The organism is Nonomuraea sp. NPDC051941, assembly GCF_044593615.1.
Map to the genome: position 1 here is coordinate 122,135 of NZ_JBIUCF010000032.1, position 22,235 is coordinate 144,369.

Below are 22,235 nucleotides of genomic sequence, written 5' to 3' on the forward strand. Positions count from 1 at the left end.
TTATCCGTCCTTGTTCGTCAGTGCTGCTTCGAGGAGTTGTGCCGTGTAGGAGTGGGAGGGCGCGCGGGCGAGGTCCGCGGAGAGCCCGTGCTCGACCACCGTTCCGTTGCGCAGCACCACGATCCGGTCGCACGACTGCACCGCCTCGCCCAGGTCATGGGTGACGAACAGCACGGCGAGCGCCCGATCGACGGCCAGAGTGCGCAGCGTGGTGGCGATGCCGGCGCGGGTGGACACGTCCAGCATCGAGGTGGCCTCGTCGGCGATCAGGAGGGTGGGCTCGGCCGCGAGCGCCCGGGCGATGGACACGCGTTGCCGCTGACCGCCTGAGAGCTGGCCGGGAAAACGGCGCAGGAACTCGTCGGTCACCGGCAGCCCGGCGGCGCCCGCCGCCTCGCGCACCCGGCCGGCCCGCTGCTCCCGCGGCGTGCCGGCCAGCACCAGGGGCTCGGCCACCAGGCTCGCGACGCGCATACCGGGGTGGAGCGCGTCATAGGGATCCTGGTGGACGAAGCCGATCCGCTGCTGGAGGCGGCGAAGTCCACGGCCGCGCCGCGTGGTCAGCTCCTCGCCGGCGATCTCGACGCGGCCGCTCGACGGCCGGAGCAGGCCCAGGACGATCCTGGACAGGGTGCTCTTGCCGGAGCCGCTCTCGCCCACGAGTCCGACGATCTCGCCGGCGTGGATGTCGAGGTCCACGCCGCGCAGCGCTTCCACGGTTCTCGACCTGGCCCCGTAGACGTGCCGGACGCCCCGCACGCGGGCGACCGGCGGTCCCTGCGGGTGGTCGCCCCGTGGCACCACCGGGTACGCCGGCTTGTCCTGGTGGTGGCAGGCCACCTGCGCCGTGCCGTACGCGCGCAGCGGAGGGGCTTCGTCCGTGCACCGGTCGGTGGCCAGGGGGCAGCGCGGGGCGAACCTGCATCCGCTCGGCAGCAGGTCGAGCGCGGGGGCAGAGCCGGGGATGCTGCCCCACGGCACCCGCCGGTCCGCGACGGGGGTGGCGGTGAGCAGACCGGCGGTGTACGGGTGGGCGTGCTCGTCGGCCAGCGTGCGGGCGGGTCGCACTTCGGCCAGGCGCCCGGCGTACATCACCGCGACCCGGTCCGCGTACGGGATCAGCCCGGCGAGGTCGTGGGAGACGATGAGCATGCTGGTGCCGAGACCGGCGAGCAGCGCGAGGATCTGCCGTTGGGTGATCACGTCCAGCCCGGTGGTGGGCTCGTCCGCGACCAGCAGCCGGGGCTCGCCCGCCAGCGCCAGCGCGATGGCGACCCGCTGGCGTTGCCCTCCTGACAGCTCGTGCGGGTAGCAGCGCAGCATGGCCTGCTGGAGACCGACACGTTCGAGCAGCTCGGCCGGTTCGGCCCGGCCACCGTGCAAAGTGAGAATCTCGGTGAGCTGGTCGCCGATCCTGTGCACGGGGCTCAGGCCGGTCATCGCGCCCTGTGGCACGATGGCCACCCGGCTGCCTCGAATGTTCTTCCAGTCGGTACGGCCGGCCAGCTCGTCCTCGCCGAGCAGCGCCGAGCCCGTCACGGTCGCGGTGCGGGGGAGCAGCCCCAGCAGGGCTCGGGCGACGGAGGTCTTGCCGCAGCCGCTCTCGCCCACGAGCGCCACGATCTCGCCCGCCGCGACGTCCAGACTGATGCCGTCGACCGCGGTCAGCCCGCCGTAGCCGATCGTGAGGTCGCGCAGTGACAGCGTCATCGGGTGGCCTCTCTGAGCGCGGGGTTGAGGCGTTCCTCGACGGCGATGCCGATGAGGGCGAGGGCGAGCACGGTCAGCGTGATCGCGGCGCCTGGCGGGAGCGCCCACCAGAGCCACGCGTCGGACAGGAACACGCCGTTGGTCTGCACCCAGAAGAGCGTGGTGCCCCAGCTCGGCACGGTCGGGTCGCCCAGACCCAGGAACGACAACGTCGCGTCGTAGATGACCGCGCGCATCGCCGTACGGACGAAGACCGGGATGAGCAGCGGGCCGATCAGGTACGAGCCGTGCCGCAGGAGCAGCCACCAGCGCGGCGCCCCTATCGCGCGGGCCACCTCCAGATGGCCGCGGGACCACGCGGTCAGGACGGCGGCGCGCAGCACTCTGGCGGGGACCGGCCAGAGGATCAGCGACAGGATCGCCACGCGTGTGCCGAAGGACTGGCCGAGGAAGGCCGCCGCGAGGATGTAGAGGATCAGCTCCGGCAGCACCAGCATGACGTCGGTGCCACGCATCAGGACGGCCGACAGCCAGCGTGGCCCGATCCCGGCAGCCCCGCCGACCAGCGCGGCCAGCAGCGTCGTGCAGATGGCGACGATGAGCGCCAGACTCAGGGACGTGCCCGCGCCGACGACGAGCTGGTCGAGCAGGTTCCTGCCGAGATCGTCGGCCCCGAGGGGCAGCCCCGCGCCTGGCGGGGCGTAGGGGGCCGCCACCCTGGCACGCCCTGCGTCGTCGGGCAGCGCCGCGCCGTACAAGGCGACCCCGATGACGACCGCGAGGATTCCAGCCCCGATCAGACCCTGGGGGCCGAGGAGGTTGCGACGGGGCGCACGCAGGAACATCATCGGCCGCCTCCGGTTCTGGCGCGGGGATCGAGCAGCGGGTACGTGGCGTCGGCCAGCGCGTTCATCAGCACGACCAGCAGCGTCAGCACCAGGAACGCGCCCTGCATCAGCGGATAGTCGCGGGCCGCGATCGCGCCGAAGGTCAGCCGCCCGAGCCCCGGGTAGGCGAAGACGGTCTCGACCACGATCGAGCCCGCGGCCAGGAAGCCGATCTCCATCATGAGGATCGTGTGGACGGGCAGCAGCGCCGGTCGCAGCGCGTGCCGTCGGACGAGCCGCCCGTACGGCACCCCGCGCGCGTGCGCGTGCTCGATCGGTTCGCTGGTCAGCACGGTCAGCAGCGACGACCGGGTGTAGAGGAACAGGTAGCCCATCCCGGTCAGCGTCATGGTGCTCACCGGCAGGACCAGGTGCAGCAGAACGCCGGAAACGGTCACGCCCTCGACGCCCGACACGCCGAAGGTCGGTAGCAGCCGGAGCTGGACGCCGAACAGCACGATGAGCAGCATCCCCAGCCAGAACTGCGGGAACGAGTCGAGCACGATCGCCGTGCCGAGCAGTCCCGAGCCCTTGCCCCGGCGCCTGCGCAGCGCGCCCAGCACGCCGAGCGTGACGCCCACGAGCGCGGTGCAGACGATGCTGGTGCCGACGAGCAGCAACGTCCACGGCAGCGCCTCGCCGAGAGCCTGCGTGACCGGCCGCCCGTCGGACAGGGAGGTGCCGAGATCGAGGGTGAACACGCCGCCGAGGTAGTCGAGGAACTGCTCGTGCACGGGCTTGCCGAAGCCGTACTGGGTGGCGAGCTGCGCCCGCTCGTCGGCGGTGAGCCGGGCGAGCGCCTCCGGGCTGCCGAACAACTTGAGCGGGCCACCGGGCAGGGCACGGGGCAGCGCGAAGTTCAGCGTGAGCGCCACCGCGAGCACGGCAGCGTACTCGGCGAGCCGGCCCGCCGCGTATCTCCAGGTCATTGGAGCTTGAAGTCGACGAGGGAGAACTTGTTGAGCACGGCCGAGCCGTTCTGCCAGCTCCAGCCGCTGTAGACGTCCTTGCGGAAGGCGTAGGCGCCGTTGCGGTAGTACAGCGTGAGGAACGGCAGTTGCTCGGCGATCTGCGCCTGGAGCTGCTTGGCCGCCGCCGTCCTGGCCTCCATCGTCGGGGCCGAGGTCAGGGTTTTCACAACGGCGTCGACCTCGTCGTTCTTGAAACCGACGATGTTCAGGGAGCCGTCGTCCGGGTCGGAGGCGAGCAGTTGGGCGATGCTGCCGGTGCTCAGCATGACGGGCGCGGACCAGCCCCACATCGACATGTCGTAGTTGCGGCCCTTGCGTACGTCGTAGTCGGGCCACACCTTCGCGTCCAGCGAGTCGGGGTCGAGCGAGGTGACCTTCACGCTCACGCCCACCGCCTTGAGCATGTCGCGGATCAGCTCGGCGCTGCGCAGCCGGTCGGTGGAGGTGCTCTGGACCAGTAGCTCGTACGACATGGGCTTGCCGTCGAGCACCCTGATCCCGTCGGGACCGGGCTTGGCGCCCAGGGCGTCGAGCTCGCGCTTGGCCGCCTCGACGTCGTAGACGGGGGCGAGCTGATCCGGCTTGACGGGGGAGTCGGCGTGGATGAATCCGGGGTTGCCCGGCGTGCCCTGGCCGAGCAGCGCGGTCTTGACCAGGTCCGTCACGTCGATCGACTTGGCGAGGGCGCGCCTGACCTCCGGCTTGTCGAACGGGGCCCTGGTGGTGTTGAAGGCCAGCAGCGTGGAGGCGAACTCGGTGCCCTTCACGATGCCGATGTCCGGCTGGTTCTGCAGCGCCTGGAGCTGCTGCGGGGGCACGATGCGGGTGGACAGGTGCACCTCGCCCGTGCGCAGCGCGGCGAACTGCGTGGACTCCTCGGGGATGACCACGATCTTCACGGTCTCGACCTTCGGCTTGCCCATCGCGTAGGAAGGATTGGCGGACAGCGTGTAGCCGCGGGCGTTGTCGTACCGCGTGAGCTTGTACGGCCCGGTGCCGACCGCCTTGTCCGTCCCGGCCTCGCTGACCTTCTCCACCGACTCCCACACGTGCTTGGGCAGGATCGCCATGTCGGCCAGGATCCGCCGCGGGAACTCGGGGTCGGGCGCCTTGAGCGTCAGGGTCACCGTGTCGCCGCTCGCGGTCACCTTCTCCACCGGCCGGACGTCGATCGCGGAGTCGCCCTCCATGTTCTTCTTGTAGAAGTCGAAGCTGAAGACCACGTCGTCCGCGGTCAGCGGCTTGCCGTCGTGCCAGGTGACGCCGGACCTGAGCGGCAGCGTGAAGACCTTGTTGTCGGTGGTCTCGATCTGCTTGGCGAGCAGCGGCGTGACCCCGTCGCCCTGGACGATGACCAGGGTGTCGAAGATGAGCTTGACCAGGTTGTTTCCCGGATAGCCGGTCTGGTTGGTGAACGGGGTCAGCGTGCCCTCGCCGGACGAGATGGCGATGGTGACGCTCTTCGCGGCGGCCTTCGTCTGCTGCTGCGTCTGCGGAGGCTGCGTACCTGCGCCGCATCCGGCCAGAGCTAACCAGAGTGCGGCTGCGATCGCGATGGATCTGACGGGTCGCCGGTACACGGAACCTCCCGGGGGTATAAGAGGTCGAGACTGCCGCCGCGGGGAGCTGGCGGTGTTGCATGCGACTCTATAGAGGTTTTCCGTAGATGCAAGAGCTCAATATGTAAACTCCGTAATTCGCTCGCGCGCAACGGTCGATGGCGTGCTCGTGCCTTTGACCTGTGTATATGAAGAATCGGGGTTGCAGGGCTGGTCGTTCGAGCGGTGCGATGCTGAGCGTCCGTAACTGCCGGGAATGCCGCAGCCACTATGGATCATCGGAGACACCTTGCTCTGCCGGAGGTTGGCTCAACTGTCGTTGAGGTAGCGTCCGGGAGAGGTGCCGACGGTCCGGCGGAATGCTGCAAGGAACGCGCTCGGTGTCGCGTAGCCCACGGCGTGCGCGACCCGGGACACGGGCTGACCGTCCGCGAGGAGAGTAAGAGCGGCTCGCAGCCGCACCTGGGTGCGCCAGCGATCGAAGCTCATGCCGGTGTCATGGGCGAACAGCCGCGTCAAGGTACGCCGGCTCACTCCTACGGCCCGTGCATGCGCTTCGAGGCTCCGTGGGTCCGCCGGGTCGGCAAGCAGGGCGTCGGCCACGGCGCGCACGCGTTCGTCCACGGGATCCGGGACGTCGATGGGCATGGCGGGCAGAGGCCGCAACAGGTCCAGCACCACGGCCTCGGCCCGCAGTCGCGCGTCGTCGGCGAGATCCTCGCGAGCGAGGTAGGCGATCAGATGAGCCAGCAAACCGTCGACGCCGACCGCGGTGGGCTCCGTCCAGTTCACGGCGCACCGCTCTGGATTGAGGTAGAGGCTGCACAGCACGGCATCGCGGGTCGCGCCGGTCTGATGGACGACTCCCGCCGGCAGCCACAGGGCTCGTGTCGGCGGCAGGACCCAGTACGTGTCGGCCACGGCGACGCTGAGCACACCGCGCCGCGTCCAGGCCAGTTGGTGGTGGGTGTGGCTGTGTGGGGAGATCCACTGTCCTGATGCCAGCGGGAAGTGCCCGACAACGATCACTCCCACCCCGGGCGGGACGGCGGTGTCGACGGCCTCGATCACGCATTCCAGGGTATGTCCTCAGAGCGATATGCTCTGGCCTTATCGCGGATTGTGGCCAATGTGGGCGGGTGTGGATCCTGCCATATATCGGTGCCGTCCGCTTCAGCGGGACACCTGTCATGACGCCGGTGTCTACCGATGTCACAGGCCGCCGCTGGTCGTGCTGTGCTTCGTGTGGTTCATGCTCGTCCTGGACGGCAACGTGGTGAACGTCGCCCTCCCGACTCTCGTGCTGGGTGCTGTTCTCATCGCCACTCTGCTCCGCAGCCACTCGCCGTCCGCAGCCGGGCTGACAGGAGACGACAAGGCGATCGCCGAGCGGTCAGTGCGAGGCGCCCTCAAGGACCGATTTGAGATAGCGGAGCTCGGTCCGCGCGTGCTCACGGTCTTTCTCGACGCCGCGGAGGACGCGGCTGAAGACCCACTCGAGAACGCGACCTTTTACTCCCCGCGGGAAGCTGGCCCAGACGTGAGCGCTCACCCGTGTGCTGTCGCGATCGAGTGGTTCGATGCCCCACGTGACTCCTTCGCTGACCGTAATGGGGATGCCGAACCACCGATAGCGGGCGTGAGGGGCTTCCCAGGTAACCGATGCCAACGGTTCAACCCGGGTGATCTCCCCCTCTGCCACGCAGGGAATCCCCGCCACCTTTTCTCGAATCCGAAGCCGGGCGCCGACGTCCAGGACGTCGCGGTCGTCGAGGCGTTCGATGCTCTCGTGTTCCGGGTTTGACGGCGGCCACCAGCGCTCGACGTCACGCATCAGTTCCCATACGGTCGCCGACGACGCAGCGATCAGGATCGTCTCGGTGAACTCGAACACGAAGACCTCCACTTGCCCCGTTGGAGCACTTCCACATAACCCGAACATTAATGTTCAGGTTAGCGCGTGGTGGACGATGAATGCCCAGGGTGTCTCCCGCCGGCTCGACCAGTTCGTCCCGCCCGCCGGAGGTGACACCCCACCGCAGATCTGGGGCGTGTTCATCGACAGGCAACACGGGGGTGATCCTCGGCAGCGACATGACCACCGGCCTGTGGATCGTCAAACCGCGCGGATTGCCCGGTTTCCTATGACCGGTAGTTGAACCAGCTGCTCGAGGTGGACGACGGTTTTAGATTCGTTCGCGTCGGCAGCCGCAGAGATCCCCGTACGGCAGGCTCGGTGTCGTACGGGGATCGATCGGCGCGGTTCAGAGCGTCGGAAGCAACTGCTTCATCTGGGAGAGTTCCGTCCGCAGGCTCGTCCGAATGGTCTTGGCCATGGACTTGACCTTGGCGTTGCCGCCCTTGGTGATCTCGTCCTGGGTCACCTTGAGGGCGCCCTGATGATGGGTGATCATCGTCCGGGCGAACATGCGGTCGAACGCAGAGCCCTTCATGTTCTTCATCTTGGCCATCTCGGCCGCTGACATCATGCCGGGCATCGATGTCATCATCGGGTCGTCGTCCGCCAGCGGTTGTTTGTCCCAGGCGGTCAGCCAGCCGTTGAGCTTGCCGAGCTGCGGCTGCCCCTGCATCTGGATCTTCATGGCGAGGTCCTTGACCTCGGCGTTGGAGGCGTTGTTCTGGGCCCACTTGGCCATCTGCAGGGCCTCCTGGTGATGCGGGAGCATCATCTGGACGAACATCACGTCGCCGTCGTTGAAGCCTGCGGCGGGCTTCGAGGACGACATATCCATGCCGTCCATGTCATCGTCGGTGGGCGCAGACGTCGACTCGTCCGTGGTGCCGTAGTCCGAGTCGGCCGGCTTTGACGGCATGTCCATGCCCTTCATGTCGCTGGCCGGCGCCGCGGCCCCCGCGCCCGCGGTCGTCGTGCCGGACGCGCCGCCGCAGCCGGTGAGCAGGGTGATGGCGCCTATTCCGGCGACCGTGGTCATGGTGAGGCGCTGAACAATGGTCATGGTGAATCTCTCCTTCGGAATCTGGGATCGGATAAGGCAGGCCGGATGTGACCGGCCGGCCTAGATCCGCAGAACCGAAAGAACGGCCAGATCGGGAGCCGTCCTCGACGGCGGCCCTCTCCCGTGCCAAGGCAGCAGCGCGCCCCGCCTCTCGCCGACGTCACTCCGCCGCCCGGCCCACAGGCCCAGGGCCAACAGCAAAATGAGCAGCGAGGTCAGTACGGCGGGACACGAAAGAGACGGATTGACCGCCATCACACAGGACGCGGCGTCGTCGGCGGCGATAGACGTCGTCTCGTACTGGGAAACGGGTGCGAAGTGCAGGGCCGGGTCACCTGACGGGCCATGACAGCGCAAAGTGTGCACGGCTCCTGCCCCGAGTGCGAGGGCGACGAGGAGCAGCCAGATCATCCGTTGCCGGTTGCTCCCGCGCATGTCACCTCCCGGCCTCTCCGACTTGACGCCGTGCTGAACAGGTATCAGGAGGTACGCGGGTCGATGCTTCCGGGTTCATCGGGGCCGGAGGACCGCCGGATCTTCTGCTCCGCGGGTGGTGACTCGGCTCCGGCGGAGATGCGATTCCACAGGAGCCCCTACAGCTCAGAAAGGGAGCACTCGATGACTTCCTTGGCCACGGCCGGAAGCAACCATCTACTATCTTTAATCGTAGATGGTTGCCGAGTCGTCCGAGGAAGCTCATGGAGATCACTGTTGTCCATCCCGGCGATCTTGGGGAGCCGGAGACGAGCGCCTGGCGCACGTTGCTGCAGTCCTCGTACGAACTCGCCAACCCTTTCCTCTGCCCCGAGTTCACGATTGCGGTGGGGAGGCTACGCGCCGATGCGCGAGTGGCCGTCATCGAGGACGACGGAAAGATCGTCGGCTTCTTTCCCTTCCAGCGACACGCTCTGGGGGTGGGCAGGCCGGTAGGGGCCGGGCTCACCGACGCTCAGGGAGGGGTTTTCCGCAGAGAGGTGGAGCTTGACGTCTTTCACCTGCTCAAGGCGTGCGGGCTGAGCGTATGGGAGTTCGACCACCTGCTGATCGACCAGTTTCCGGCGCACCATGCAGGCCGCTACCCATCTCCGATCATGGATTTGCGCAGCGGGTACGACGCCTACGTGAGCGAGGTCAAGCGGAGTTCCGGCAAGACCATCAAGAGCACCCTCTACAAGGAACGCAAGCTCGGCCGCGACATCGGCGAGGTGCGACACTGCTACGCCACCACCGATCTGACCGCTTTCGGAACGCTCCTGCGCTGGAAGAGCGAGCAATACCGACGGACCGGACGCACCGACCGATTCGCTTGGCCGTGGGTCGTCCAACTGGTGGAGGGCCTGCTCCACATCGACACCCCCGGGTTCGGTGGCGTGCTGGACATGATCTACGCGGGAGACCGGCCGGTCGCCGGTCACTTCGGCCTGCGCAGCGACACCGTCCTGGCCGGCTGGTTTCCTGCTTACGATCCGGCCTTCGCGCGTTACTCCCCGGGTCTCGTTCACCACCTGGCCATGGCGCGGGAGGCGGCCGAGCGCGGGATCGCCGTCATCGACATGGGGAGAGGGGAGAAGGAGTACAAGGACAAGCTGAAGAACGGCGAGTTCCTTGTCGCCGAGGGACGGCTCGCCCGCTCGACACCGGTGGCCGGGTTGCAGTGGTTGCTCCGCACTCCTTTGCGCGCAGTCCGTAACACGGTGCTCGCCCATCCCGCGCTGCGCACGCCGGCCGACCGGATGCTCAAGACTTACGGACGCCTGAGCTCCTCGCTGCGCCGACCGCCTGCTGTCGAGCGGGGCAAACCTCCTATGGACGCCTTCCCCTGATTGCCGGAGGCTCACGAGTGGCATCGGAGTAGTGACGCCAAGCGTGATCAGGGGCCATCGTCGAACCAGCCGCCGGCTCGCGGCGGGCCCGCGTCGCCGTCCGTGATGCGGGCTGAGCGCTCGGCCCGGGCATGGGCGGACGCGGGCCGCCGTACCGGGGCGACGAGCTCGCGGTAGCGAGAAGCCCGAGGCAGAGGAAAGACGGCGTCCTTCGATCACAATCAGCAACAGTTCATTACTGTGTGCCTCGTTTGCCGAAGGTGGTTCAGGTGCCGCGTCCGGTCGGGACGGCGCAGGAACGCAGGGCGTGCAATCTGCGACGGAGAGCCTCGGCCAGAAGCAGGAGCGATCCGACGGCCAGCACGGGCTGCAATGGCGCGAAATAGGTGAGCGCGCCGCTGACCCCCAAGGCCATCACCACGAGCTTGTTGCAGATCGGGCAGCCAACGGCGAACGCGGACAGCGCTCCCCCGACCAGGGTCTTCTTCTGCTGGTCGGGTGGCGGCTGGACGGGAGCCACGTAGGTGGCGACGATCAAGCCGGTGAGCGCGGCGGTCAGGATCCACACCGGGTAGTTCCACCACAGCACCGGCGTCATCCGGGTGAAAAAAGGCGTGGAAATGATGCTGGTAGGGACCCCGACAAACAGTGCCGTGACGATTGCACCCCCGAGTCCGACAAGCCATTGCCGAGTTGTCCACGTACGCATCACTACCTCCTATCCTCCATAGTAGGCGTTATTGAAGCGTAGGACAGCCGGCCAGGAAAGTGATCAGCGGGGGCGCCAGGAGCACGGCCGCCGGGCCTGCCAGCAGCCCGCTCACTCCGAGGGCGGCAAGCAGTCGCTGTCTCTTGCCCAGGGGTGCCGGTGCCGGGGAGAGGAGGCGTACGATGCGGGCCACCGCGGTGTCGCCGCCGACCCCCAGGGCGTTGGCAGGAGTCGACGCTCTGGCGACGGCCACGAGTGCGGTGGCGATCGTGTCCCGTCCGTGCTCGCGTGCCGCCGTGTCGTCGGCCAGGATCTCCACGAGACGTGGGATCTCCTGGCCCAGCCGGGCGAAGAGCGGCAGCCGGGGAAGGATGCGCGCGACGGCCTGAGCCGCGTTCAGCAGCAGGTGATGGCGACCGTTGAGATGGGCACGCTCGTGGGCGATCACCGCGTGCACCTGGCTGGGGTGGAGGCTGTTGAGCGCACCCCGCGTGATCACAATCAGCCCCTTGCGTCCTGGGACGCAGTAGGCGGCCGGCTCGTCGTACTCCGCGACCAATGCGTCCAGAGCGCGATGGTGGCGCCCGACGAGCAGGAGTGCGCTGCGGTGAGCGCGTCTGCCTCGCCAGCCACCGAGGAACACCGACAGGGCGCAGTGAGCCGAACGCGCCACTGTCAGTCCTGTGATCGCCAGCCCGGCAAGAATCGCGAACGGGCGAGGCGGGGCCGAGGAAGGGTGGCCGGAGAGAGCGTCGCTGCAGGCGGTCACGAAGGCGGCGAGCTCGTCGCGGAAGGCGTGGGTGGGAAAGGCGAGTTCCACGCCCGCGAGCACGGCCGACATCACTACCGAAGCGGCTGCGGCCAGCCAGATCGCGATAGTGGCGCGTGGGGCCCGGCTCAGCCAGTGAGCCCGTTCGATCAGGAGATGGAGCACGCACCCGGCACCGATGGCATAGGTGGCCAGGATGATCGCGGCGGTCACTCGGAAGAGACTTTCCGGGCGACCCGGTGGCGTGCCTCCTCCAGTGCGGAGAGCTCCTGGGGTGTGAGGCGTTCAAGGAAGTGGATCAGGGTGAGGGCCTGGTTTCCGCCTGTGGCCAGCGCCTCCTGCATGAGGCCGGCGCTGTAGGCCTCGTGGGTGGCGGTGGGTTCGTAGACGTAGGCCTTGCCCGATGGATGGCGGCGTAGCAGGCCTTTCTTGTGGAGCTTGTCCATGACCGTCATCACCGTGGTGTACGCGATCGACCGGTCGCGTTGCAGGTCTTCCAGAACCTCGCGAACGGAGGCGGGCCGCTGCCATGACCACAAGCGGTCCATGATCGTGGCTTCGAGATCGCCGAGACTCCGCATGCCGTGCCTCTCCCAGGCTTTATGCTATTTCTCATAGTAGCTGATCCGGTATGGGCTGCCTTGGGGAAGCGCCGCTCGCCGCCCAATGTAAGCCTCTACGACATGGTGGAACTCGAATCCTGGCGACTTGTGATGCGCCTCGCCCGGCAGCGGTTCTCTTCCTCAACCCGTCCAAAATATACTATTGACCGTCGTAGCCTGTTCGGGTGAACGGAAAGCTCGTCATGAAACCTGCCGGGATGCTCGCCATCGCGGGGTTGGCGGTGATAGGCGCGGCATGGTTGCGCCGACGCCGCTCCACGTCGTGCCGATGCGGCCGGCGTGTCTTCGTCCGACTGCTCGTTCCACGCTCGTTCGCCTCGTGTCACCGGGTGTGTGATGTGCTCAACCCTCGACCAGGGGAGCGAATCCTGGCGGTTGGCCTGGGTGCCGGATCATACGCCCTTGACGTGGCCAAGAGGCTCGGCACCAACGGCAGGCTCGACCTCTTCGACGTCCGGCAGGAGAAGCTGGACCGCACCATGGCGCGTGCCCGCCGTCAAGGCCTGACCAACGTGGCCACGTTCAGAGGCGACACGCGGCGCCTTCCGTACGTCGACCACTCCTTTGACGCCGCGTGCGTCATCGCTGCTCCCGGCAGTGACGTTTCCCCGCAGGAACTGGCTCGTGTGCTACGCCCGGGCGGGCGGCTCGTCATAGGTCTCCATGCCGGCACGCGCCGGCTGGTCTTCGGGGCGGTCCCTCTGGTGGACGGACACCGTGCTGCCCGCCACGGGTCCGCCGGCCGAGTCACTCTCCCTGCCCGAACTCGTACTTCGTGGGAGGGGTGAAGGGCGGGTCGGGCGCGCCGTAGACCTCTGCGCCTCGATGTGGACCACGCCGCGAGTGTCATGGGTGTGCAGCGCTGACACCGATGTCCGCCGGGACCGGGGTCGGCTTGCCGTCCACGAACACGTCCAGATGGGCGTGATAGCGGTTGGCGGTGCCCATCGGTCCGGTCGAGAGCCCGGCGGCCCTGATGCCTGGTATCGGATCGGCGGGGACGGCCCACTGATGCATCATCCCTCGATCGCGCGGCTGTCTAGGCGAGCAGGAGCAAGAGCCCGAGATGGTGCAGTTGCAGGGCGGAGGTGACGGTGCCGCCCATCATCATCCAGCTTCCGCCGAGGAGCAGCGGGCCCGCCACTCGGCTGTCGGGCGGTGTCTCGCTCAGCAGCGCGGCCACGCGCCGGCCGGTGTGGCCGGAGGCGAACCCGGCCTGCGGCGTGGCGTTCGAATACGCGAGGGCGACCTTGGCGATCGTGCGCGCGGTCAGCTTCCGGTCGCCCACGGCCGCGGCGGCGTCCTCGTCCGCCCACCGCTCCAGCGCGTAGCGAAGTGCGCCGGCGGCGAGGGCAAGGGGCGGGAAGATCTTGGCGGTGACGGTTGCCGCCGCGAGATACAGGTGGTGCCGGTGCCTGAGGTGGGTCTCCTCGTGACGGAAGACCACCTCGAGCTCCCGGCCGGACAGCAGGCCGAGCAGGCCGGTCGAGACCGTGACACCGCCCTGTCTGCCCGGTACGGCGATGGCGAACGGGCGCTCATCGTTCACCAGACCGGTGGCCGTTCTGAGGTCACGCCGCCAGCGCCAGGCCGCGGCAAGAACGTGGACGATGGTGAGAGCCAGCAGGGCCGCGGACGTGAACGCCAGGGGGAGCGGAGCCGAGCCGTGGCCGCCCTCGTTCGGCTGGGCGGCTACCACGATGATCAGCACGAGCGTGCCGATGACCGCCAGCGCCGTGCTCGCGGACAGGACGACCAGGGCCCGTGCGATCCACTTCGGATGCAGGCGTGGCTGCCGCCGGCTCAGCAGCAAGGTCAGTGCGGCCAGCACCAGCGCCGGGAGGAACGACTCCGGGCTCATGAGCGGTCGTCGAGCACGGCCCGGAGCGCGGCCTCTTCGGCAGGGCTCAGCCCGTGGACGAAGTGGCTCAGGACATCCGACGGATCGTGGGCCAGGCGGAGGTGGCCGAACATGCGCTCGGCCGCCAGCCCGGACTCGTTGGCGGTGAGGCGGTAGGCGAAGCCGCGCCCGCGCCGCTCCCGTATCACCAGCCCCTTGTCCAGCAGCCGGAACAGGATGGTGTTGATCGTGGTGTGCGCGGGCGCGCCGTCGAGCCGCTCGCGGAGCTCGCTGGTGGACAGGAAGGCGTCCGCACCCGCCAGCACGGCGAGCACCTCGGCCTCCAACTGTCCCAGCTTGCGCCGCGTCATCGGGATCCTCCCGGCGATCCGTCCGTTCAGCCGAATGTTAGCCGGATCAGGTCGGCTGGTATCCGAGCAGCGTCATCATGCCCGACTCCGCGTGATAGACGTTGTGGCAGTGGATCATCCAGATGCCCGGATTGTCGGCCTGGAAGTCGACGTCGAGGGTGGAGTTCGGCAGCACGATGGCGGTGTCCTTGCGGACGCCGGTGGGCAGGGCGAAGGTGTGGCCGTGCAGGTGCATGGGGTGCCACATCGTCGTGCGGTTGACGAACGACAGCCGCACCCGTTCCCCTGACCGGATCGGGGTGATGGTCTTCGGGTCGTACTTGCGGCCGTTGATCGCCCAGTCGTAGGCCATCATGGTCCCGGTGAGCTCCAGCTTCACGGTGCGGTCCGGCTGTTTGGACGCCAGCCGTACCGACTCGTGAGGGTGCAGCTTGGCGTAGCGGAGGACGTCGCCCTCCAACTCGCGGGGGCGCAGGTCCGGCTTGGGGGCGGCGGTCCGCTTGCTGGTACGGATCAGCGCGCGGGCGAGGGCGTTCTTACCTTCGGCCAGCGCGACCAGGGGGAAGACGCCGTCCTTGAGCGTGACGAGCACGTCGTAGCGCTCGCCCATGCCGATGAGCAGCGCGTCGGTGTCGGCGGGCGCGGTGGGGAATCCGTCGGTGTGGGTGACGGTCAGCCGGTGACCGGCCAGGGCGACGCGGAAGGCGGTGTCGCCGCCGGCGTTGATCAGGCGGATGCGCAGCCGGGTGCCCGGCTTGGCGGTGAGGGTCTCGGGGTCGGTGGGGAGGCGCCCGTTGATCAGGAAGTGCGGGTAGCGTACGTCGCCCGCGTCGCCGCCGAGCAGCAGGCTCGTGGCGCCCATCAGCATGTGCTCGCTCATCCCGGACGACGGGCTGGGCGTCGTGCTCGTCATGCCGGTCATGCCGCCGTGGTCCATGCCTCCCATGCCGCGGGACAGCTCGGCCAGGACCTCGTCCGGGGTGCCCGTGACCCCGTCGAGCCAGTCGTCGAGAACGACCGTCCATTCCTCGTCGTAGCCGAGCGGCTCGCGCGGGTCCTCGACGATCAGCGGGGCGTACAGGCCCCGGTCGAGCTGGGTGCCGGAGTGCGGGTGGAACCAGTACGTGCCAGGGTGGGCGGCGGTGAACTCGTAGGCGAACTCCGTGCCTGTCTTGACGGGCGGTTGGGTGACGTCGGGCACGCCGTCGGCGTCGTTGCGCAGGGCGAGGCCGTGCCAGTGGATGGTGGTGTCGGCAGGCAGCCGGTTGGCCAGCCGGGCCCGTACCACTTCGCCCGCGGTGACGCGGATCGGGCTGCCGGGGATGCGGCCGTCATAGGCCCAGGTCCGCACCGTCACACCGCCGAGGTCGGCCTGGGTCTCGGCGGCCACCAGCCGAACGTCCTTGACCGCGCCCGGCTTGCGGGCCTGCTCGGCGGCGCGCACCTGCGCGCCGGTCGGGCTGACGAATGGGGATGCCGTGGTACTACGGCTCGGGCTGCAGGCGGCCAGAGCCGCCCCGCCGAGCAGGCCGATACCGGTTCTGAGCAGGGTGCGTCGATCGATGTCCATGGTGATTCCTCGCTTGAAAGATCGTGCCGGAAGGGAGACCTCGGACCCTCAGGGGGCCGGATCCCCGTCTAGATCCGGAGCACGACCGTGCGCGTCAGCGACCGGATCGGCGGCGCGCGAAGGAACCTGGACCAGAACCGGAGCGACGGGCCGGCGAGGCCCGACGCACCGAGGACGTCACGGACGCCCAGCCGGAACAACAACAGGGTCAGAGCCGTGCCGAGGATCGCCAGGCACACCCAGCCGGCACCGGCGCCCTCGTGGGACTCTTCTCCGGCAGCGATGCCGGCCTCGGAGGAAGCGGCATGCATGGCGAAGTGGGTCCCGGCAGGTGGCATGTCCGCATGCCCGTTGATGTGGCCGAGCGTATGCATCGCCACGACGCCGAGGGCCACGACCACGAGCAGCATCAGGCGCAGGATCACCCGTTCTGCTCGCGTCATGCCACCAGGATAAGCGCATCCCCTATGATGCATAGTAATTCGGGCTCATCTACGCGTGATCAGAGCTCGAGCACGAACGGGACCCAGGCCCGGTCGTCGCCGTCGTGCACCGCGTCCTGGCGTTTCCACCCGAGGTTCGCGTAGAAATCCTGGGCTGCCCCGTTGTCAGGGGCGGTCTGCAGCTGCACGTGCTCGACGCCATGAGCCCTGGCGACCTCCACGAACGTGGCGACCAGCTTGCTGCCCACGCCCGACCGGCGCTTGGTCTCGTCCACGGCGATGTGGCTGAGCATTCCCTGCCTCTTGCGCTGTGCCGTCCCCGGGCGGCCGTCGTCAGAGGCCCGGCGGATGCCCCTGGCGTAGCGCTGTATCCGCGTGCGGACGAACCTGGCGGTCAGTTTCGGGCGTACGAGCAGCGAGACGGCGCCGGCGCGAGCCAGCTGCCATCGATCCAGTCTGATCACGTGGCGATGGTGGGTGGCGGCGTCGGTGGAGCCGACCAGGAAGCCCGCCAGCTCGCCGTCCACCTCGGCGACCAGTGCCACTCCGGCGGGGCTGGTGAGGAACGTGCGGTAGTAGCGGGCAAGGAACCTCTCCCCGAGTTCGACGAAGAAGCCATGTGGCAGATCGGCCGCATGAAGCCGAACCACGGCCGGGATGTCACGAAGCTCCATCACACGCAGCGACGCGGCGGGACGCGGGGAAGGCGGCATGCCAGGAAGCTACTACATTTGTCGCAACTACGATAGCTAATAGTAGATTTTCCCCGACTGGCAGAGAGGTGGGCCGGTGGATCATCTCTCTGGCGCGCCTGGATTTCGAGAGGTGCTACACATGGCTACTATCTATACTAGTAGCCATGGCAAATATGGGCGCATGGACTGGAACGGTGCGTCTGCGACCCGGAGCGTTGGTCTTCGTCGGCGAGCTCGGGTCCGCTCACGCTCACGCGCATGCCGCCGTGCAACTGCTCGTGGTCGGCTCAGGACGCGTCATTGTGACGGATGAACGGCGAGGCGAGCGGAACGTGGCGGCGGTGGCGATCCCGCCCGGTGTTCAGCATGCCATGCGCTCCGAGAACGCCTTCGGCGCCGCGATCTACCTTGATCCGGCAAGTCGCGGTGCCGGCGTGACCGCCCAGGACCAGGTGGCCGATTGGGAGAGCAAGGCCGATCTCCTGCTTTCCGCTCCCATCGATGAGGAGTTCCCCGAGACGGCGCTGACACTGCTGACCTCATCCCGCGCCGCTGATCCCCATCCCGCTCTGCGACAGGCGGCGGACCTGGTCCACCAGGGCACGGTGGGGCCTCTGCGCCTGGCGGATGTGGCAGCACAGGTCCGCATGTCGCCGAGCAGGCTCGGACACCTGTTCAGTGAGCAACTGGGGCTGCCCTTCACCGCGTACGTGCGATGGGCACGGCTACGCGCGGCCATGGAAACCGTGCAGAAGGGCGGATCCCTCACGGAGGCCGCTCATGCGGCAGGCTTCACCGACAGCTCCCATCTGACCCGCGTCACGCACGCCATGTTCGGCCTTCCTCCCTCGGCGCTGGCGCGCGCTGTGCGCTGGGAGTGAGGACAGCCGCTGCGTACAAGCGGCCAACGGGACGGAGCGGTCAAGCTGCCACTATGTCTGACAACACAGCACCACAGCACCTGCTGCTCACACCCACAGCGGCCGCCTTCGTCGTGATGGCCGGTCTGGTCTCGCTTTTCGCCACCTATTGGGACGACGCTTGGCATACCGACATCGGCAGGGACGACGCGCTGATTCCCCCGCATCTGCTCCTGTACGGCTCGGTGGCCGTCGTCGGCCTGATCGTCGCGGGCTGGGGGCTTCTCGCCCTTTTGCGGACGAGGTCATTGATCGCGGTGCTGAGGCAGCCTCCCTTGCTCATCGCGGGAGTCGGGGGCTTGGCCACGCTGGCCTCGGCACCGATCGACGCGCTGTGGCACGAGGCTTTCGGGCGGGACTCGGTGTTGTGGAGCCCGAGCCACATGCTCACCGTGTTCAGCACGCTGGCCTTGATCGGAGGGGTGCTCGCGGGCCTGCGGCCGGCCGCCCCGCGGCCGCTGTGGTGGGCGGGCGGAGCGTTGCTGCTCGGTAGCGCCGTCACCGCCGTGCTCGAGTTCGAAACGGACGTGCCCCAGTTCAGCGAGACGCTCTACCTCCCGGTGCTGCTTGTCGCCTCGATGTACGCAGCCATATTGCTCCGCTCCCTCTCGCCGGTTCGATACCTCGTCGCGGGGGCGGTCGCGGTTTACGTCCTCGCGCGGTTGATGATCAGCGTGCTCCTGCTGGCCATGGGCCGCACTGCTCCTGATCTCCCGCTGGCCGTCATCGGGCTGGCCGCGATCGACCTGCCGTGGCGCCGCCCGGCGACGGCCTACGTCGCCGGTGCGGCAGGGCTGGCCGCCACCACGCTGCTGTCCGCGGGTGTGGGCTTGAGCAGTGTGAACGTGGATGACGTGCTCGGTCCCGCGGCGGTGGCGCTGATCGGCTTCTGCGGAGTCCTGCTTCTCATGGGGCGTGGAGCAAAAGGCGTGGCTGCTGCCGCCTTTCTGCTGTCGCTGAGCTTGCCCGTCCTGGCCCCCAAGCCTGCTTCGGCCCACGACCCGGGGCAGGGTCAGATCGTCGGCACCGCCGTTCTGACAGCCGGCTCGGACGGTGCCGGAACCATGACCCTCACCGTGGAGGGGTGCGCGAACCTCTCCCCGCTGCGGATCGTCGCCCGCCGAGCCGGTGAAGAGGCGTCCGGTCCGCTCACTGCGTTGCCTGGCGCGTGCCGCAGCAGCGGCCGGGTGCGGGTCGAGCCGGCAGGCCTGTGGTTCCTCTATGCCGAAATGCGTGACCGGAACGGCACGGTGGAGACATGGCTGCCGGTCGAGACGGGGGATCGGGAAACCGTACAGCAAACGCGCCCCATCTACGTTCCAGCAGGTACGACGCGCGTGACCGCTGCGCAGATCGCGGCAGGCGCGGGCCTGTACGTGGTGGGCCTGTCCATGCTGTCGCTGACCGTCTACCTGGCTCAGCGAGGTCGTCGGCGAGTTGATGCCCACTTCGCAAGGTGACGCGCGCGAAGGTATGCACCAGGGGCCGGCCGCCAAACGCTACCCCGCCGGGGGTAAACGGGAGAAGTGTTCCCCAGAGTTCAGCGCTTGAAGCCAATGTGCACGTGGTCGTCGTGCACCGTGTTGGTGAAGCTCCCGCCATATCGCGTGGAGAACGCCCACGGGCCGCCGACCTCGTCGGAGCCGTACTGCAGCGCTGTTTCCATGACGGCGCGGACCCTGACGTCCTTGGCGGCCACCCGCTTGCCGTCGATCGCCCAGATGTCGACAGCCCGGCCTCGGGTGTGGTTGCTCACCGACGGGCTGTCGAACACCTTGAACGGGTGACCGGTGGACAGCACGGTCACCGAGATCTCGTGCTTTCGGGACAGTCGTAGCATCACGCCGAGCGTCCGGTCGTCGATCCGCCCGGCCTCGATGTCCCACCGCGCACTGTCGGGCAGCACGATCCGCTTGGATGCCAGCACCTTCCGCCCCAGCGGTCCTGCCTGGCTCGTGCCCGGCCGCTTCCCGCCCAGGGAGGCGATCTCGGTGACCCTCCACGCCGACCCTCGTTTGGCCAGCCGGATGTCCAGGGTGCGCGTCCTGGTGGTCACTGTGCCGTTGCGCGTCTGCGCCAGTCGGGCCACGGCCATGATGGAGGCCCGATCCTTGGTCAGGCCGCCGAGCTGTGGATACTCCACCTGGATAGCGCCGTCGGCGTCCGCGGACAGCAGTGGCGTGGCGGTTCGGGCGGGGGCAGTGGGCAGCCGTGCGGCGGCCATCCGCTCTCTCGTGGCCGCTGGGCTGCCTGCGCCGTAACTGTAGGTGAACAAGGCCTCAAGGTAGGTGACGGCGGCCTGCTTGACGGGTCGCGCGGGCTCGTCGGTCGCGATCTCGTAGAGGTTTTCCTGCTGGACGGCCTTACCCACGGTGCTTTTGGACGTTCGAGAGGGCTTTGGGGGGGAAGTCGGCGTGGCCGCGGTGGATGCGCCGGCTCTGGACGGGTCTGCCAAGGACGCACCCGTTCCCATGCTTGGAAATCCACACGCCGACACGCCGAATATCAGGACCGAAGCCGCGAGCGCCCTGCTCAAGCGCTGGGGCGACATGCCGGAGAATTCCGCGTCAGCATCATGCCGCCCACGATACCTCATCTACGATGATCGATCGTAGATAAGGCTATGCTGTCGTGGGCGAGGTGACCGTCGTCCGGCCATTCATCGCATGAACCGGGGCAGGCGGGAGAGGATCAGTTTGATCTCTTCCACGCCCCACGCGCGGACGATCAGTACGAAGGCGGCCAGCCCCAGCGCGCAGGCTGCAAGTACGGGCAGCAGTGCCGACGTCAACAGCCGGGAGGCCAGCCCCAACACGGCGACAGGCATGGCGGCGGCGTACAGCCGGCCGAGGAGTCCGCCCAGCACGCGTGCGCCTATCCCGCCCACGCGGCGGCCCAGCAGGCGGCCCGCCACCAGGGTGCCGACGGCGTAGGACAGCATGAAACCCGCGGCCACTCCCACCACCACCTTTTCCGGGGGGAGCAGCAGGTAGGCCACCGAGGCCAGGATCGCGTGCACGGTGACATTCCCCGCTGCCAGCATGGCAGGTGTTCTCGTGTCGCCCAGCGCGTAGTAGGTCCGCACCATGAGCTGGAAGGCGGTGAACGGGACGAGCCCCACCGCCAGCACGGTCAGGACCCAGCCGATGTTGGAGGCGTCGGCCGCCGAGATCGCGGCGCGGGCGAACACCAGTCGCGCCAGTGGCTCCGCCGCTACCGCCAGCGCTACCGCCAGCGGCACCATGGCCACCATCAGCAGTCGGGCACCCGTCAGGAAGTCCGAACGGAGCTCGTCCTGGCGCCCCGCCGCCGCGTGCCCGCTCATCCTGGGCAGCAGCGCGGTGAGCAGCGACACCCCGATGATCGCGTACGGGAGCTGGAAGAGCTGGTAGGCGTACGTGTACGTGCTCAGGCCCGCGCCGGTGGCGGCCGACCCGGAGGCGCTCACCGCACCGGACCTGTTGGCCAGATTCGCGGTGATCACGAAGCCGAGCTGGGTGCAGCACACGTAGCCGAACATCCACACGCCGGCGCGCACCGCTTCTCCCAGGCCGGAGCCACGCGGGTCAAGCCTCAGGCGCCAGCGGAACCGGGCCGACAGCAGCGTCACTGCCAGGACCGCGACCTGCGCCAGCATCCCGGCGACGGTTCCCAACCCGAGCAGCGCGACCTGCCCCCCGGTGATGCTCTCGGGCGCCACCCCCGGTCCGGCGATCAGCAGGAACATCGCTCCGACCGCGATGATGACCAGGTTGTTGAGCACCGGCGCCCAGACCGGCGCGCCGAAGCGTGCCCGTACGTTGAGCAGCGCGCCCAGCACGCCGCTCAGCCCGACGAGGAAGATCTGGGCAAGCAGGAACCGGGCCAGCAGTACCGAGACCTCGAACTGCGCCGGAACGAATCGCCCGGCGTACAGCCCCACCAGCCAGGGCGCCGCCGCCACGGCGACCGCCGAGATGACCAGCAGACCGATGCCTGCGACCGTCAGCAGCCGCTGCTCGGTCGCCAGCCCTCCGTCGTCGTCCCCCGCCCGGCGCCTCACCAGGAACGGGACCAGCACTCCCGTCATCAACCCGCCCAGCAGCAGATCGTAGAGAGCGAACGGGATCGAGTTGGCCGTGTTGTAGGCGTCTCCCAGGAGTTGTGTTCCGACAGCCGCGGCGATCATCAGCGTCCTGACGAATCCGGTGGCCCTGGACACCATGGTGCCCATCGCCATGACGGATCCTGACCGGAGCAGGCTCGTCTCATCGCGGTCGGGGGAAGGAGCGCTGGACACTCAGGCGAAGCTACCAGAGGTTCTACTAGACGCGATAGTAGAATCTCGTGCCAGGTACGACGTTTGACGCGAGATCGGAGCTGCAGGG

At 68.3% G+C, this 22,235-nt stretch carries 21 protein-coding genes; 4 read left to right on the forward strand and 17 right to left on the reverse strand.

Going from position 1 to position 22,235, the window contains the following annotated elements; translation table 11 throughout:
- The 7 genes from ACIHFD_RS41865 to ACIHFD_RS41895 form a co-directional block, all read right to left on the reverse strand.
- Positions 1-1,710, reverse strand: coding sequence for an ABC transporter ATP-binding protein (locus ACIHFD_RS41865; protein WP_397371655.1), 1,710 nt, complete (start codon positions 1,708-1,710; stop codon positions 1-3).
- On the reverse strand, positions 1,707-2,558 hold the full coding sequence (locus ACIHFD_RS41870; RefSeq protein WP_397371656.1) for an ABC transporter permease: 852 nt from the start codon (positions 2,556-2,558) through the stop codon (positions 1,707-1,709). Before ACIHFD_RS41870 ends, ACIHFD_RS41865 begins: the two co-directional genes overlap by 4 nt.
- Positions 2,555-3,526 carry an ABC transporter permease gene (locus ACIHFD_RS41875; RefSeq protein WP_397371657.1) on the reverse strand — a complete coding sequence of 324 codons (972 nt, stop codon included), beginning with the start codon at positions 3,524-3,526 and terminating at the stop codon, positions 2,555-2,557. The genes ACIHFD_RS41870 and ACIHFD_RS41875 overlap by 4 nt, the downstream gene beginning before the upstream one ends.
- Positions 3,523-5,148 (reverse strand): ABC transporter substrate-binding protein, encoded by a 1,626-nt coding sequence (locus ACIHFD_RS41880; RefSeq protein ID WP_397371658.1) that lies wholly within the window; start codon positions 5,146-5,148, stop codon positions 3,523-3,525. The genes ACIHFD_RS41875 and ACIHFD_RS41880 overlap by 4 nt, the downstream gene beginning before the upstream one ends.
- 288 nt (positions 5,149-5,436) lie before the next feature.
- Complete coding sequence (locus ACIHFD_RS41885) at positions 5,437-6,198, reverse strand: AraC family transcriptional regulator (protein WP_397371659.1); 762 nt, start codon at positions 6,196-6,198, stop codon at positions 5,437-5,439.
- Between the two features lie 322 nt (positions 6,199-6,520).
- Positions 6,521-7,021 (reverse strand): SRPBCC family protein, encoded by a 501-nt coding sequence (locus ACIHFD_RS41890; RefSeq protein WP_397371660.1) that lies wholly within the window; start codon positions 7,019-7,021, stop codon positions 6,521-6,523.
- 370 nt (positions 7,022-7,391) lie between these two features.
- Positions 7,392-8,105, reverse strand: coding sequence for a DUF305 domain-containing protein (locus tag ACIHFD_RS41895; RefSeq protein WP_397371661.1), 714 nt, complete (start codon positions 8,103-8,105; stop codon positions 7,392-7,394).
- Between the two features lie 698 nt (positions 8,106-8,803).
- Between ACIHFD_RS41895 and ACIHFD_RS41900 the strand changes: the two genes are divergently transcribed.
- Complete coding sequence (locus ACIHFD_RS41900; RefSeq protein WP_397371662.1) at positions 8,804-9,928, forward strand: GNAT family N-acetyltransferase; 1,125 nt, start codon at positions 8,804-8,806, stop codon at positions 9,926-9,928.
- Between the two features lie 265 nt (positions 9,929-10,193).
- Here the strand turns inward: ACIHFD_RS41900 and ACIHFD_RS41905 are convergent, their stop codons facing one another.
- The 3 genes from ACIHFD_RS41905 to ACIHFD_RS41915 form a co-directional block, all read right to left on the reverse strand.
- Positions 10,194-10,526 carry a hypothetical protein gene (locus tag ACIHFD_RS41905; protein ID WP_397371663.1) on the reverse strand — a complete coding sequence of 111 codons (333 nt, stop codon included), beginning with the start codon at positions 10,524-10,526 and terminating at the stop codon, positions 10,194-10,196.
- Between the two features lie 139 nt (positions 10,527-10,665).
- Positions 10,666-11,619: a M56 family metallopeptidase gene (locus ACIHFD_RS41910; RefSeq protein ID WP_397371664.1), complete on the reverse strand. Its 954-nt coding sequence runs from the start codon at positions 11,617-11,619 to the stop codon at positions 10,666-10,668.
- Positions 11,616-11,987: a BlaI/MecI/CopY family transcriptional regulator gene (locus ACIHFD_RS41915; RefSeq protein WP_397371665.1), complete on the reverse strand. Its 372-nt coding sequence runs from the start codon at positions 11,985-11,987 to the stop codon at positions 11,616-11,618. The genes ACIHFD_RS41910 and ACIHFD_RS41915 overlap by 4 nt, the downstream gene beginning before the upstream one ends.
- A gap of 239 nt (positions 11,988-12,226) precedes the next feature.
- Here ACIHFD_RS41915 and ACIHFD_RS41920 point away from each other — a divergent pair, with 239 nt between their 5' ends.
- The gene (locus tag ACIHFD_RS41920; RefSeq protein WP_397371688.1) at positions 12,227-12,817 is read left to right on the forward strand and encodes a methyltransferase domain-containing protein; all 591 of its coding nucleotides are present in this window, start codon (positions 12,227-12,229) and stop codon (positions 12,815-12,817) included.
- Between the two features lie 251 nt (positions 12,818-13,068).
- On the opposite strand, the gene ACIHFD_RS41925 is transcribed toward ACIHFD_RS41920, so the two are convergent.
- The 5 genes from ACIHFD_RS41925 to ACIHFD_RS41945 form a co-directional block, all read right to left on the reverse strand.
- Positions 13,069-13,890, reverse strand: a complete 822-nt coding sequence (locus ACIHFD_RS41925) for a M56 family metallopeptidase (RefSeq protein WP_397371666.1) — start codon at positions 13,888-13,890, stop codon at positions 13,069-13,071.
- Positions 13,887-14,240, reverse strand: a complete 354-nt coding sequence (locus tag ACIHFD_RS41930; protein ID WP_397371667.1) for a BlaI/MecI/CopY family transcriptional regulator — start codon at positions 14,238-14,240, stop codon at positions 13,887-13,889. The genes ACIHFD_RS41925 and ACIHFD_RS41930 overlap by 4 nt, the downstream gene beginning before the upstream one ends.
- 46 nt (positions 14,241-14,286) lie before the next feature.
- Positions 14,287-15,810, reverse strand: a complete 1,524-nt coding sequence (locus ACIHFD_RS41935) for a multicopper oxidase family protein (protein WP_397371668.1) — start codon at positions 15,808-15,810, stop codon at positions 14,287-14,289.
- A gap of 68 nt (positions 15,811-15,878) precedes the next feature.
- Positions 15,879-16,253, reverse strand: coding sequence for a hypothetical protein (locus tag ACIHFD_RS41940; protein WP_397371669.1), 375 nt, complete (start codon positions 16,251-16,253; stop codon positions 15,879-15,881).
- 59 nt (positions 16,254-16,312) lie between these two features.
- The gene (locus tag ACIHFD_RS41945) at positions 16,313-16,966 is read right to left on the reverse strand and encodes a GNAT family N-acetyltransferase (RefSeq protein ID WP_397371670.1); all 654 of its coding nucleotides are present in this window, start codon (positions 16,964-16,966) and stop codon (positions 16,313-16,315) included.
- Positions 16,967-17,214: 248 nt separating this feature from the next.
- Between ACIHFD_RS41945 and ACIHFD_RS41950 the strand changes: the two genes are divergently transcribed.
- Both ACIHFD_RS41950 and ACIHFD_RS41955 read left to right on the forward strand, forming a co-directional pair.
- Positions 17,215-17,829 (forward strand): helix-turn-helix transcriptional regulator, encoded by a 615-nt coding sequence (locus ACIHFD_RS41950; RefSeq protein ID WP_397371671.1) that lies wholly within the window; start codon positions 17,215-17,217, stop codon positions 17,827-17,829.
- A gap of 53 nt (positions 17,830-17,882) precedes the next feature.
- A complete protein-coding gene (locus ACIHFD_RS41955; RefSeq protein WP_397371672.1) occupies positions 17,883-19,328 on the forward strand; it encodes a hypothetical protein in 1,446 nt (481 codons plus the stop codon).
- Positions 19,329-19,408: 80 nt separating this feature from the next.
- On the opposite strand, the gene ACIHFD_RS41960 is transcribed toward ACIHFD_RS41955, so the two are convergent.
- Positions 19,409-20,239, reverse strand: coding sequence for a hypothetical protein (locus ACIHFD_RS41960; protein WP_397371673.1), 831 nt, complete (start codon positions 20,237-20,239; stop codon positions 19,409-19,411).
- A gap of 288 nt (positions 20,240-20,527) precedes the next feature.
- Positions 20,528-22,147 carry a murein biosynthesis integral membrane protein MurJ gene (gene murJ / locus ACIHFD_RS41965; protein ID WP_397371674.1) on the reverse strand — a complete coding sequence of 540 codons (1,620 nt, stop codon included), beginning with the start codon at positions 22,145-22,147 and terminating at the stop codon, positions 20,528-20,530.
- Between the last annotated feature and the right edge of the window lie 88 nt (positions 22,148-22,235).

Bases quoted from the DNA above. Each gene is read 5' to 3' on its own strand.
- ACIHFD_RS41865 (WP_397371655.1), bottom strand. From the start codon at position 1,710: ATGACGCTGTCACTGCGCGACCTCACGATCGGCTACGGCGGGCTGACC.
- ACIHFD_RS41870 (WP_397371656.1), bottom strand. From the start codon at position 2,558: ATGATGTTCCTGCGTGCGCCCCGTCGCAACCTCCTCGGCCCCCAGGGT.
- ACIHFD_RS41875 (WP_397371657.1), bottom strand. From the start codon at position 3,526: ATGACCTGGAGATACGCGGCGGGCCGGCTCGCCGAGTACGCTGCCGTG.
- ACIHFD_RS41895 (WP_397371661.1), bottom strand. From the start codon at position 8,105: ATGACCATTGTTCAGCGCCTCACCATGACCACGGTCGCCGGAATAGGC.
- ACIHFD_RS41900 (WP_397371662.1), top strand. From the start codon at position 8,804: ATGGAGATCACTGTTGTCCATCCCGGCGATCTTGGGGAGCCGGAGACG.
- ACIHFD_RS41905 (WP_397371663.1), bottom strand. From the start codon at position 10,526: ATGACGCCGGTGCTGTGGTGGAACTACCCGGTGTGGATCCTGACCGCC.
- ACIHFD_RS41915 (WP_397371665.1), bottom strand. From the start codon at position 11,987: ATGCGGAGTCTCGGCGATCTCGAAGCCACGATCATGGACCGCTTGTGG.
- ACIHFD_RS41920 (WP_397371688.1), top strand. From the start codon at position 12,227: ATGCTCGCCATCGCGGGGTTGGCGGTGATAGGCGCGGCATGGTTGCGC.
- ACIHFD_RS41925 (WP_397371666.1), bottom strand. From the start codon at position 13,890: ATGAGCCCGGAGTCGTTCCTCCCGGCGCTGGTGCTGGCCGCACTGACC.
- ACIHFD_RS41930 (WP_397371667.1), bottom strand. From the start codon at position 14,240: ATGACGCGGCGCAAGCTGGGACAGTTGGAGGCCGAGGTGCTCGCCGTG.
- ACIHFD_RS41935 (WP_397371668.1), bottom strand. From the start codon at position 15,810: ATGGACATCGATCGACGCACCCTGCTCAGAACCGGTATCGGCCTGCTC.
- ACIHFD_RS41940 (WP_397371669.1), bottom strand. From the start codon at position 16,253: ATGACGCGAGCAGAACGGGTGATCCTGCGCCTGATGCTGCTCGTGGTC.
- ACIHFD_RS41945 (WP_397371670.1), bottom strand. From the start codon at position 16,966: ATGCCGCCTTCCCCGCGTCCCGCCGCGTCGCTGCGTGTGATGGAGCTT.
- ACIHFD_RS41955 (WP_397371672.1), top strand. From the start codon at position 17,883: ATGTCTGACAACACAGCACCACAGCACCTGCTGCTCACACCCACAGCG.